Here is a 12,659-nt window from a genome sequence, read left to right on the forward strand (position 1 = left end):
TTTTTCAGTTTTGGATGGTCAGTGTGGATAACTTCAGTCTTAACTTTGCCTCGGATTTTCGTCCGCTAGCCGCTCGTATGCGGCCACGTACTGTTGAAGAGTATATCGGGCAGCAGCATATCCTGGGGCCAGGAAAACCGCTGCGAAGAGCACTGGAAGCCGGGCATCTCCATTCCATGATTCTGTGGGGACCACCGGGCACCGGAAAGACCACACTGGCGGAAGTGGCTGCTCACTATGCTAATGCTGAAGTCGAACGGGTATCTGCAGTGACCTCCGGAGTGAAAGATATTCGCGCGGCCATTGATAAAGCGCATCAGAACCAACAGGCTGGCCGTCGAACCATTCTCTTCGTAGATGAGGTGCACCGCTTCAACAAAAGCCAGCAGGACGCTTTTCTGCCCCATATTGAAGACGGCACCGTGACCTTCATCGGGGCGACCACGGAAAATCCGTCATTCGAACTGAATAACGCATTATTGTCCCGTGCCCGGGTGTATAAACTGAAATCTCTGAGTCGGGACGATATTCTGACCGTGATTGATCAGGCGCTGGCCGATAAAACCCGCGGGATTCAGGATGACAGCCTGACCTTTGCACCGGAAGTGAAAGAAAATCTGGCAGAGCTGGTGAATGGCGATGCCCGGATGTCACTGAATTATCTTGAGCTGCTGGCTGATATGGCGGAAGAGCAGCAGGGCCAGAAACTCATCACACTGGATTTGCTGGCAGAAGTTGCGGGTGAGAAAGTGACCCGGTTCGATAACAAAGGTGATCTCTGGTACGACATGATTTCTGCCGTGCATAAATCGATTCGGGGCTCCAGTCCGGATGGTGCGCTCTATTGGTATGCCCGGATGCTGCAGGCCGGTTGTGATCCGCTCTATGTTGCCCGCCGTTTGCTGGCGATTGCCTCGGAAGATGTCGGTAATGCTGATCCGCGCGGGATGCAGGTCGCGATTGCGGCCTGGGACTGTTTTACTCGGGTAGGCGCTTATGAAGGTGAGCGGGCGATTGCACAAGCGATCGTGTATCTGGCCTGTGCTCCGAAAAGTAATGCGGTTTATACGGCGTTCAATCAGGCCAAAGCCGATGCGGCGAATTTACCGGACTTTGAAGTGCCGCCGCATCTGAGAAATGCCCCCACCAAACTGATGAAAGAGCTGGGGTATGGGTCCGAGTACCGTTATGCCCATGATGAACCCGGCGCGTATGCGGCGGGTGAGTGTTATCTCCCGCCTGAAATGCAGGGGAAACGGTATTATCAGCCTTCTGAACGAGGCTTAGAGGGTAAAATTCGTGAGAAGCTGGATTATCTGGCTTCTTTGGATGCAAAAAGCCCGCAGAAACGCTATCAATAACCGGTTTTTTTGGGTATGGTTTGTGGACGTACGTTAGGGGTTCTAACGTATTCAGATTTCAACTGATTTAATCCGCATTCGGATTAAACTTTGTGCAACATTCTATGACGAGCACAGGATTAGCATGCTAGATTCTAAACTTCTTCGAACTGAGCTGGACGCGACAGCAGAAAAATTAGCGCAACGTGGGTTTACCCTTGATGTAGAAACACTTCGTTCCCTGGAAGAGCAACGTAAGTCGATCCAGGTAAAAACGGAAGAACTGCAGTCCCAGCGTAACTCCCGCTCGAAGTTGATTGGTCAGCTGAAAGGCAAGGGCGAGCACGAAGAAGCCGAAAAAGTCATGGCTGAAGTTGCGGGTCTGGGATCTGAACTGGACGAAGCAAAAAAAGCGCTGGCAGAAATCCAGTCGCAGCTGAGCGATATTGAACTGTCTATCCCGAATATCCCGGATGAGTCGGCACCTTTTGGTAAAGACGAAGAAGAGAATGTCGAAATTTCTCGCTGGGGTGAGCCGAAGTCTTTTGATTTCGAAGTGAGAGACCACGTCGATCTGGGTGAAATGGGCGAAGGTCTTGATTTTGCCAGTGCTGTGAAATTGTCCGGCTCTCGTTTCATCGTGATGAAAGGCCAGTTTGCCCGTCTGCATCGCGCGATCGCACAGTTTATGCTGGATCTGCACACTGAACAGCATGGTTATACAGAGATGTATGTCCCTTACCTGGTGAACCAGGACAGTCTGTACGGTACGGGTCAGCTGCCGAAGTTTGGTGAAGATCTGTTCAACACCAAGCCAGCGACTGAAGAAGGCGTTGGTATGTCACTGATCCCGACAGCTGAAGTACCGCTGACCAATATGGTTCGCGATACCATCGTTGAAGAAGCAGATCTGCCAATCAAGATGACAGCACATACGCCATGTTTCCGTTCAGAAGCCGGTTCTTATGGTCGTGATACCCGTGGCCTGATCCGTATGCACCAGTTCGATAAGGTTGAGCTGGTTCAGATCACCCGTCCGGAAGATTCAATGGCTGCACTGGAAGAACTGACCGGTCAGGCAGAAAAAGTACTGCAATTGCTGAACCTGCCATACCGTAAAGTGATTCTGTGTACCGGTGATATGGGCTTCGGCGCAATGAAGACTTACGATCTGGAAGTCTGGCTGCCAGCTCAGAACACGTACCGTGAAATCTCTTCTTGCTCAAATGTTGGTGATTTCCAGGCGCGTCGTATGCAGGCACGTTTCCGCCGTAAAGGTGAGAAAAAGCCTGAGCTGGTTCATACCCTGAACGGTTCTGGTTTGGCTGTTGGCCGTACCATGGTTGCCATTATGGAAAACTACCAGCAGGCTGACGGCCGTATCGAGATCCCAGAAGTACTGCGCCAGTACATGGGTGGCCTGACACACATCGGTTAAGTTGGTCAGATTTGTTCTGAACCTGATTTGAATGAAAACCCAGCCTTTCGGCTGGGTTTTTTATTTCAGGCCTGTAGCTTGAGCTGTTCAGCGTCTGCGGTGTCAGCCTTCGACTTTTCCAGCAGTGGCACCAGACTGGCAGGGATGTCGGTGGGAAAGTCATCAATTGCCAGCGCGTGGGCAATTTCAAGCAGTTTGGCGTCAAACAGGCAGAATATATTGTCCGACAAGCTGAGCGATAATTTGTACAGTGCCAGCCTGCATGCATAGGTAGCACTGGCGGATTGCAACAGTGTGTCCAGATCCTGTTCCAGCTGATCGGCCATCAGGGATGGCCCCGGTACAGACAACATCAGGTTCATCTGACCTAAACGGCGTTGCAGCAAATTCAGGTGGCGGCGCAGCAGCACTTCAGTTTTGATCTTCCCGGGACGAAACGAGGCCACCGTTGCCCGAAACTGAGCCAAAGTATCCAGCGCATTCAGAGTGACCGGCCAGAATTGCTGGTATTGATCAAAAAGACTGTCATTGTCGGCGATCAGCATGCTGGTGGTTAAGTGGTCATCAATCAGATACATCGCATGACGGATGCTTTTCCCGTGCATTGCCTGATTTCGGGACAATGAATGTGCAGGCCACTCATGACACAGCTGCTGCAGGTTCTGGTCAAGAATACGGTACATTGGCTTTTGTTCCAGGCTGACCTGACTGACCAGCTGGCTGCTCATTAGCAGGATCACGTCCTGTTCATGAAAGACCGGGATTGTATGACCTGAACTTTTCATCAGATGGCTGTGCGATAAACGTCTGTGCTTGCGCAGCAGCTGAATCAGCTGTCGTAATCCGAGAATCTGCTCAAAGTGGGCTTCGGTTTGTGCCTGTTGTTGCTTGTTGTAGAAATACCAGGCTGTCAGTGCCAGTACCGTCAGCGTTAAACCGAGAATAATCCACATATCGACTCCTTATCTGCCAGATGAGTGGCATCAATACTTTGTTGTTCCTCTTTGACGTTTTGATTCTGTTTTGAAGTCAGCTTCTTGAAGCTTGTGTGCAGTTTCTTAACGACGTTTTACCCCAGCATTTCAATCATGTGTATGGGCAAAAAGCATGCCTTTCCAACTGCCTGTGGGAGATAGAAAAAGCGTGCTGATGACTGAATAACGCAAAAACTGAGCCAGCTTTTCAACGGGGTTGAAATTGAGAAAAACTCAGGTGGATACGGGTGAGAAGAAGCCCCCAAAAGAAAACGAGAGTTTTTTGTTGCACTATTTAAGTGCGTTTTGTGGTTTGGAATGCTTTCTTATAGTGCAGTCAGGATTCGGAAAATCTTGAATTGAACCGCGCCGGGTCGGATTGGGAAAGGCGGGGCGGGGAAACTTCTGTTTCAGGGTATTTTTGTGAATCTCAATTATCATTGATATATCAATCAAATCTTAATGAAGAACAAATTGTGTTATGCCGCATTGTTATCTTATGAATTTATTGATTTTCCTCAGCCTGATGTCCTTGTCCACGCTGGCCGCTGCGGAAAAATTTGAGGTCAGCCGTTGTGCTTCTTGCCATGAAAAAGAAGTACAGCAATGGCAGGGTTCCCATCATTTTCATGCCATGTCGCATGCTTCTGAAAAGACAGTTCTTGGTAATTTTCAAAACATCAAACTTCAAAAAGACGATTTACAGTTGCAGCTTCGCATTGATGATGGTGAGTATCTGGTTGAAATGAAGAGTGATTCTGGCGAGGTGGTCCGGTATCCGGTGCGCTATACCTTTGGGTACTATCCTTTGCAGCAATATGCAATTTCTGTGGGGAAGGGAAAAATTCAATTCATCCCTTTTGCCTGGGACAGCCGGTCAGAATCTGAAGGTGGAACACGATGGTTTGAGTTATATCCGGATCAAAAAACACATGATTTATTTCACTGGACTCAAATGGGGCAAAACTGGAATCAAATGTGTGCCGATTGCCACACAACTGATTTTCAGAAAAATTTCGATCCGAAAACCCAGCACTATCAGTCCACTTACAGTGCAGTAAATGTCAGCTGCGAAGCATGCCATGGCCGTAGCCAGCAACATTTGGAATGGGCGGGGGGCAACTCTGAAATTTCACAAAAAGGTTATCCTCAACCGATCGGAAAACGAACGCCACTATTTGTTTCTCAGCCCAATGGTCAGATGAAAGCAATGACAGGGTTGAAAGAAAGCCGGCAGGTTGCCGTGTGTGCCACTTGTCATGCACGCCGGACCCAACTGTCAGACAGAACAGCACCGCATCATTTTTCGCAAGACTATCAGGGCGCTTTGCTGACCTCAGACATTTATCATGTCGATGGTCAGATATGGCAGGAAGACTATGTCTGGGGCTCGTTTCTGCAAAGCAAGATGTATCAGGCTGGGGTGACTTGCACCAATTGCCATAATCCCCATTCCGGAGAAACGGTCCTGCCCGGCAATCAAACCTGTATCCAGTGCCACAGTGCAACAACCTATGACAATACCACGCATCACCGGCATGCCGCAGGTCGTGCCGGGAGTCAGTGTGTTGACTGTCATATGCCAGCCACGACTTACATGCAGATCGATTCAAGGCGTGACCATAGTTTTCGGATTCCGCGCCCCGATCTGACCGTCAAAACCCAGGCGCCGAATGCGTGTCAGCAGTGCCATGCTGATCAATCCGCACAGTGGGCTAGCCAGCAAATCAAAGCATGGTTTCCCCATAGCACGCACCGGTCTCCCGATCATTTTTCACTCACATTTCAGGCCGCGGATCAGGGGGCGCTCTCTGCTTCGGAGTCGCTGACGCGGATCGCCCAGAGCAGTCAGTATCCTGAGATTGTCCGGGCATCCGCGATTGTCCGGATGGCCGCTTATCCTGACAGAAATTCACAGGTCGCGATTGCACGCGCTGTCCGTGAAGATGAGCCTCTGAAAAGACAAGCCGCGATCAGTGCGACGGCTTTGTATCCCGTTGCTGAGCGCTATCGTTTACTGGCGCCATTGCTGGAGGATAATCGCGCACCCATCAGAGCCAGTGCGGCGCAAGCGCTGGCCCCAATGCTGACCATGCCGCATGTGATACAACTGACCGAGGCACAGAAATCTGTGCTGGAGCAGGGATTGGCGACTTATCGCGATATGCAGCGCTATCAGTCGGATCGTGGCTTTTCGTATGCAAATCTGGGAAATCTCGCTTTGGCGCTGGGGGAGATGGACGAAGCTGAGTCGAATTTTCTGGCAGCCATTGAAGTGGAACCGATTTTTATACCGGCTTATGTCAATCTGGCAGATGTATACCGGGTGAAAGGGGATGAAATGAAAGCGCGAGCTGTGTTGGATCAGGCGCTGAAGGTTCATCCGAACGAACCGAGCGTGTTGTATGCCAAAGCGATGAGCTGGGTACGAAGCGGGGAGAAAGTAAACGCAGCCCCGTTCCTGAAACGGGCGGTGGAATACTCGGAAGGGAACGCTGATTATCTCTATGCTTATGGATTATTACTGCAGGAACTGGGACAAACGCGCCAGGGGGTGGGGTATATGCATCAGGCGATGAAAGTCGCTCCCCGAAACCCAGAGATTTACTACACCGTGGTGCAGAGTTATCTTCAGCTGAAAGACTTTGATCAGGCGTTGTTTTATGCGCAGAAGCTGGCTCTGATGGTTCCCGGAAATGCGCAGATTCAGCAATTGATCCAACAGATTCAATTGATGCGCTCAGTACAACCTCGTACTGAGGGGTAATCTCGGGCTGTGCGATGAAACAGGATTGAAACCAGGTTGAGCCCCGGTAAAGGTTTTCCTGCAGGAACAAAAACGCCAGTCCCGGAAGACTGGCGTGTAGGGGAGTTGCGTTGTCGTCAGCCGGATCAGGCTTTATGCAGATGAACTTCTTCGTCTTTCTCACCCGCTTTCGGGTCGTTAAAGCGTTTGATGTCCATCTCGTTCTCTGACTTGCCGACAATACAGGTCACGACACTGTCACCAGTAATGTTGACCGCAGTACGGATCATATCCAGCAGTCGGTCCACACCCATAATGATGGCAATACCTTCAACAGGCAGACCCACCTGGTTCAGAACCATGGCCAGCATGATCAGACCCACACCCGGTACACCGGCTGTGCCGATAGAGGCCAGGGTGGCTGTCAGGATCACGGCCATGTAGTCACCCATGGTCAGATCGACGTTGAATGCCTGCGCAATGAATGCGGTCGCAACACCCTGCATAATTGCGGTGCCATCCATATTGATGGTTGCACCCAGTGGCACGGTGAATGAAGCAACTTTGTTGCTGACACCCAGACGTTTGGTTGCCGTTTCCATCGTTACAGGAATGGTCGCATTAGAAGAGGCGGTGGAGAAAGCGAACATGACCGCATCTTCCATCTTCTTGAAGAAAGTGAACGGGCTCAGGCCGGAGAACACTTTCAGCATCAGGCCATAAGTCACCAGAGCGTGCAGCATCAGGGTGCCGCTCAGGACCATGAAATAGCTGATCAGGTTCTTGATAGCATCCAGCCCCAGACCTGTGAACAGCTTCGCCATCAGGAAGAACACACCATAAGGGGCAATGTGCATCAGCAAAGCAACCAGCTTCATGATCACTTCGTTCAGATCGGCAAAGATACCGGCAATGCGTTCACCCGCTTTTCCGGCAGCGCTGATTGCAATACCAAACAGCAGGGCAAAGACAATGATTTGCAGTGTATTACCTTGTGCCATGGAGTTAATCGGGTTCGTCGGGAACATACCGATAATAACTTGGCCCAGAGATGGCGCTTCTTTGGCAGCAAAAGAGGTTGCAGCGGCAAGGTCAGCCCCTTCACCTGGTTTGAACAGCGTACCCATGGTCAGGGCGAGTGTGATAGCGACCGCTGTTGTGGTCAGGTAAAAGGCAAGGGTTTTTCCGCCCAGACGGCCCAGGGTACTGATGTCGCTCAGGGTGCTGGTACCGCACACCAGAGAAACAAAGACCAGTGGCACAACCAGCATTTTCAGGCTGGCAATGAAGATAGAGCCACCGACTTCAAACAAACCATTGACGATATAGTCGTGTACAAAAGGGACGTCCGCGAAAAGCGAGCGGATAACAAATCCAGTTAAAATACCCGCAACCATGCCGATAATAATGCGGGTGGTCAGGGACATTTTTTTGTTTTGGGTTTTCATGAAAGAACACTCCTTATTATAAGTTGCTCTGTTTACTGCTCTATTCTTTGAGCTTCAGAGCGCGGAGCAGATTACCAGTTCCGGTTACGAAGTCGTGGTGTAAAATCAATGTCATGATTTAAAGCTTGTTTGAGATCACACTTTATTGAGCTGTTTGTTACTTAATGCTCATATCTTTTAACAAAACGAAAACCTTTTGGTTGCTTTGTATACTGATATAGCAAGCATTTTTTGGTTCGATCGTCTGTTCTTTGCGAATAAATCAAAAGCAATTTCTGTCGGGTATCTGTTCCTTGCTCTGGAACGGAAGATATGAAACGGGCAGGATTGATGTGAAAGGGAGATCGAACAGAATAAAAAAAGGAGCTTTCGCTCCTTTTTTATGTTCAATTTGTGCGGCGATAAATTACATCACTCGCATCCCAGGCTGGGCACCATCATGGGGTTCCAGCAGCCACAGGTCTTTACCGCCAGGGCCAGCAGCCAGGATCATGCCTTCAGACATGCCAAACTTCATCTTCCGTGGTTTGAGGTTTGCAACCACCACGGTCAGCTTACCGACCAGATCTTCCGGATTGTATGCTGATTTGATGCCAGAGAAGACCTGACGGGTTTCACCGCCGATATCCAGCTGGAATTTCAGAAGTTTGTCTGCTTTCGGTACAGACTCACAGCTGATGATTTTAGCAATGCGCAGATCCACTTTGGCAAAGTCGTTAAAGTCGATTTCATCTGCAATAGGCTCATCAATCAGCGGGCCGGCAGCCGGTGGGGTTGCAGCGGCTTTTTCTGCAGCAGCATCTTCTTTTGATGCTTCGATCATCGCTTCCACGTGCTTACTGTCAATGCGGTTGAACAGTGCTTTGAACTTGGAGATTTCATGGCCGGTCAGTGGCTGTGCAATCCCTTCCCAGGTCAGCGTTTCGTTCAGGAATGCTTCAACACGCTCAGCCAGTTTTGGCATGACAGGCTTCAGGTAAGTCATCAGAACCCGGAACAGGTTGATACCGACAGAGCAGATTGCCTGCAGCTCAGCATCTTTGCCTTCTTCTTTCGCGACAACCCATGGGGCTTTCTCATCCACATACTGGTTGGCTTTATCCGCCAGCGCAGTCACTTCCCGGATGGCACGGCCAAACTCACGGTTTTCGTACAGTTCTGCAATGCGATCGGCAGCAGCAGCAAATTCCTGATACAGTGCCGGTTCTGCAAAGTTGTCAGCCAGCTTGCCGTCGAAACGCTTGGTAATAAAGCCAGCGTTACGGGAAGCCAGGTTGACGATCTTGTTCACCACATCGCTGTTTACGCGCTGGGTGAAATCTTCCAGGTTCAGGTCCAGATCATCAATCCGGTTGTTCAGCTTGGCAGCGTAGTAGTAACGCAGGCACTCAGGATCCAGGTGATTCAGATAAGTGCCGGCTTTCACGAAAGTCCCTTTTGATTTGGACATTTTCGCGCCGTTCACTGTGACATACCCGTGAACGAAGACATTGTTCGGCTTGCGCAGACCGGCACCGTCCAGCATTGCTGGCCAGAACAGGCTGTGGAAATACACAATGTCTTTACCGATGAAGTGGTACAGCTCAGTGGAACTGTCTTTGTTCCAGAACTCGTCGAAGTTCAGGTCGTCACGTTTGTCGCACAGGTTTTTGAATGAACCCATGTAGCCAATGGGTGCGTCCAGCCAGACGTAGAAGTATTTGCCGGTTTCACCCGGGATCTCAAAGCCGAAGTAGGGCGCATCACGGGAAATGTCCCACTGCTGCAGACCACCGTCGAACCATTCCTGCATTTTATTGGCTGTTTCTTCCTGCAGCGCGCCCGACTTGGTCCATTCTTTCAGCATGGATTCAAACTGCGGCAGATCGAAGAAGAAGTGGACGGAGTCTTTCATCACCGGCGTCGCACCGGAAACCGCTGATTTCGGGTTAATCAGATCGGTCGGGCTGTAAGTTTCGCCGCAGTTATCGCAGTTATCACCGTACTGGTCTTCTGCTTTACATTTCGGGCAGGTGCCTTTCACGAAACGGTCCGGCAGGAACATTTCTTTCTCTGGGTCGAACAGCTGAGAAATGGTGCGGCTGGTAATAAAGCCGTTTTTCTTCAGTTCGGAATAGATGAAAGAAGACAGCTCGCGGTTTTCTTCAGAATGCGTGCTGTGGTAGTTATCAAAACTGATATCGAAGCCAGCAAAATCCGCCTGGTGCTCTTTGCTCACTTCGGCAATCATCTGCTCTGGCTCCATCCCCATCTGTTGGGCCTTGAGCATGATTGGTGTGCCGTGTGCGTCGTCAGCACAGATGAAATGAACTTCGTTGCCGCGAAGGCGCTGATAGCGCACCCAGATATCCGCCTGGATATGCTCAAGCATGTGGCCAAGGTGGATAGAACCGTTAGCGTACGGCAGGGCGCAGGTCACCAGAATTTTTCTTGGGTTTGCAGCCATATTTCTCTATTCGCTCATGATGGGTAAAAAAGATATTAAGCCTTGAATACTACCCCAAGGCAGGCGTGATTCATAGTCTGACAATTGCAGCTGTCCGCGATGGAAAGTGGTAGGATAACAACAGCGTATTTCTACAACGGAGCAGGTAATTCCAATGTCGAATCATCCCGTGGGTCCATTTGCGGATAAATCAAGCTTATGTACCTGGCTGAATCAGTTCACCCACCCCTGGCTGCAGCATGAATGGGCAGACACACCGGGAATCGTTCAATGGCAGGGCGGCGGGCAGCTCAGCATTACGTTGCCTTTTGCAGCTTCGAGTGTGGCCGGTGCACTGGCCGACTGGATTGGCGATCAACAGGCAAAGCAGCGGGTGAGCAATCTGAACGTGACAATTTCGGTCAGAGTGGCTCCGCTCGCAGCTGGCGGGAAGTCGCCACTCAAAGGTGTGAAAAACCTGCTGGTAGTCAGTTCCGCTAAAGGTGGTGTCGGTAAATCGACCACCGCAGTGAATCTGGCGCTGGGTTTGAAGGCGCTCGGTGCCAGAGTCGGGTTGCTGGATGCGGATATCTACGGGCCTTCAGTACCGATGATGCTGGGGGCTGCCGATGAAAAACCATCTTCACCCGATGGCAAAATGATGTCTCCGGTCGAAGCGCATGGCCTGTACACCAATTCCGTCGGTTATCTGGTGCCAGCCGAAAATGCCACAGTCTGGCGCGGTCCGATGGCATCAAAAGCACTGTCGCAAATCGTGAATGAAACCTTGTGGCCGAACCTCGATTATCTGGTGGTGGACATGCCGCCGGGGACCGGGGACATCCAGCTGACAATGGCCCAGCAGATGCCGGTGACCGGTGCTGTCGTGATTACCACGCCGCAGGATCTGGCGCTGGCCGATGCCGTTAAAGGGGTCAACATGTTCCATAAGGTGAATATTCCTGTGCTGGGAGTGGTCGAGAACATGAGTTACCACGTCTGCAGTGCCTGTGGTCATCATGAACCGATTTTCGGAACCGGCGGCGCAGAGAAGATGGCGCGGGATTATGCGATTCCGCTGCTGGCACAATTGCCGCTGCATATTCAGATCCGTCAGGATATCGATCAGGGGTTGCCGACAGTTGCCGCTTCTCCGGACAGCGAGCAGGCGAAAGCTTATGTTGAACTGGCCGGTCGGGTTGCCAGCCGACTCTATTGGCATGGGCAACCAGTGGCAGAGCAAATCAGTATCAAAACGCTGTAATTGTAGATGATGTAACTGTTTTCACCTGGGTTGTCGTTGCATTTGCATCATGCTTTGCGATTAAGATCGCATTTGCTCTGGCATCCCAGGCACCAACTCCTTATAATCGTGCGGTTTATTTTTTACCTGCAGTATAGTGCTGACACATTTTGTCAGCGATTTGCTGCCTTTGAGTAAAAGACCCGCTAGATTATCTTACAGGTGCTTTCTGATATGTCTGAACATTCACACCAGTGCGTTATTATCGGGATTGCAGGCGCGTCTGCATCCGGTAAAAGTTTGATCGCCAGAACCGTTTACAATGAGTTGAAAGAAAAAGTAGGCGATCAACAGATCGGTGTTATTACGGAAGATTGTTACTACAACGATCAAAGTCACCTGAGCATGGATGAGCGGGTCAAAACCAACTATGACCATCCGAATGCGCTGGACCATGATTTGCTGTGTGAGCATCTGGAAACCCTGATTCGCGGTGATGCAGTTGAAGTTCCTCAGTACAGTTACAGTGAACACACGCGTACGCAGGAAACCACCACGCTGACACCGAAGAAAGTGATCATTCTGGAAGGGATTCTGCTGCTGACGGATCCGCGTCTGCGTGATCTGATGCATGCAACCGTCTTTATGGATACGCCGCTGGATATCTGTCTGCTGCGCCGTTTGCAGCGTGATGTGGCTGAGCGTGGCCGGACCATGGAATCAGTTCTGCAGCAGTACCAGAAAACGGTTCGCCCAATGTTCATGCAGTTCATTGAACCCTCAAAGCAATATGCGGATATTATCGTTCCGCGTGGCGGTAAAAACCGGATTGCAATCGATGTGCTGAAAGCACACATTGCCCGCTTGCTGAAAGCGTAAAAAGCAGAAAGGCTGACGCAGGTCAGCCTTTTTTGTCTCTGGCCCCGGAGGCAAATCACAAGCGGCTGAGTCAAGCAAAGATAGACCTGATGCAGCACGCTCGTTATAGTGTCGGCACGTGAATATACCCAAGTGACCTGAATGTTTTTTCAGAGGTGATTTGGGT

Annotated in this window: 8 protein-coding genes; 5 read left to right on the forward strand and 3 right to left on the reverse strand. The window is 50.6% G+C overall.

The features are described from left to right. The first annotated feature begins 23 nt into the window (after positions 1-23). Both SPK40_RS00840 and serS read left to right on the forward strand, forming a co-directional pair. Positions 24-1,361, forward strand: a complete 1,338-nt coding sequence (locus tag SPK40_RS00840) for a replication-associated recombination protein A (RefSeq protein WP_330959122.1) — start codon at positions 24-26, stop codon at positions 1,359-1,361. A gap of 124 nt (positions 1,362-1,485) precedes the next feature. Beyond that, positions 1,486-2,778 carry a serine--tRNA ligase gene (gene serS, locus SPK40_RS00845; protein WP_330959123.1) on the forward strand — a complete coding sequence of 431 codons (1,293 nt, stop codon included), beginning with the start codon at positions 1,486-1,488 and terminating at the stop codon, positions 2,776-2,778. Between the two features lie 65 nt (positions 2,779-2,843). Here the strand turns inward: serS and SPK40_RS00850 are convergent, their stop codons facing one another. Further along, positions 2,844-3,731, reverse strand: a complete 888-nt coding sequence (locus SPK40_RS00850) for a hypothetical protein (protein ID WP_330959124.1) — start codon at positions 3,729-3,731, stop codon at positions 2,844-2,846. Between the two features lie 520 nt (positions 3,732-4,251). On the opposite strand from SPK40_RS00850, the gene SPK40_RS00855 reads away from it, so the two are divergent. Further along, on the forward strand, positions 4,252-6,519 hold the full coding sequence (locus tag SPK40_RS00855; RefSeq protein ID WP_330959125.1) for a tetratricopeptide repeat protein: 2,268 nt from the start codon (positions 4,252-4,254) through the stop codon (positions 6,517-6,519). 125 nt (positions 6,520-6,644) lie between these two features. Here SPK40_RS00855 and SPK40_RS00860 read toward each other — a convergent pair whose 3' ends face one another. Beyond that, positions 6,645-7,946: a dicarboxylate/amino acid:cation symporter gene (locus tag SPK40_RS00860; protein ID WP_248140977.1), complete on the reverse strand. Its 1,302-nt coding sequence runs from the start codon at positions 7,944-7,946 to the stop codon at positions 6,645-6,647. Positions 7,947-8,352: 406 nt separating this feature from the next. Beyond that, complete coding sequence (gene metG, locus SPK40_RS00865) at positions 8,353-10,392, reverse strand: methionine--tRNA ligase (RefSeq protein ID WP_330959126.1); 2,040 nt, start codon at positions 10,390-10,392, stop codon at positions 8,353-8,355. Between the two features lie 154 nt (positions 10,393-10,546). On the opposite strand from metG, the gene apbC reads away from it, so the two are divergent. Continuing rightward, a complete protein-coding gene (gene apbC, locus SPK40_RS00870; protein ID WP_330959127.1) occupies positions 10,547-11,635 on the forward strand; it encodes an iron-sulfur cluster carrier protein ApbC in 1,089 nt (362 codons plus the stop codon). Between the two features lie 213 nt (positions 11,636-11,848). Beyond that, positions 11,849-12,493 carry a uridine kinase gene (gene udk / locus SPK40_RS00875; RefSeq protein ID WP_248140971.1) on the forward strand — a complete coding sequence of 215 codons (645 nt, stop codon included), beginning with the start codon at positions 11,849-11,851 and terminating at the stop codon, positions 12,491-12,493. Positions 12,494-12,659: the final 166 nt, after the last annotated feature.

The sequence above is a fragment of the Photobacterium sp. 53610 genome (genome assembly GCF_036409375.1).
Taxonomy (GTDB): domain Bacteria; phylum Pseudomonadota; class Gammaproteobacteria; order Enterobacterales; family Vibrionaceae; genus Photobacterium.

Bases quoted from the DNA above. Each gene is read 5' to 3' on its own strand.
- serS (WP_330959123.1), top strand. From the start codon at position 1,486: ATGCTAGATTCTAAACTTCTTCGAACTGAGCTGGACGCGACAGCAGAA.
- SPK40_RS00850 (WP_330959124.1), bottom strand. From the start codon at position 3,731: ATGTGGATTATTCTCGGTTTAACGCTGACGGTACTGGCACTGACAGCC.
- SPK40_RS00855 (WP_330959125.1), top strand. From the start codon at position 4,252: ATGAATTTATTGATTTTCCTCAGCCTGATGTCCTTGTCCACGCTGGCC.
- SPK40_RS00860 (WP_248140977.1), bottom strand. From the start codon at position 7,946: ATGAAAACCCAAAACAAAAAAATGTCCCTGACCACCCGCATTATTATC.
- metG (WP_330959126.1), bottom strand. From the start codon at position 10,392: ATGGCTGCAAACCCAAGAAAAATTCTGGTGACCTGCGCCCTGCCGTAC.
- apbC (WP_330959127.1), top strand. From the start codon at position 10,547: ATGTCGAATCATCCCGTGGGTCCATTTGCGGATAAATCAAGCTTATGT.
- udk (WP_248140971.1), top strand. From the start codon at position 11,849: ATGTCTGAACATTCACACCAGTGCGTTATTATCGGGATTGCAGGCGCG.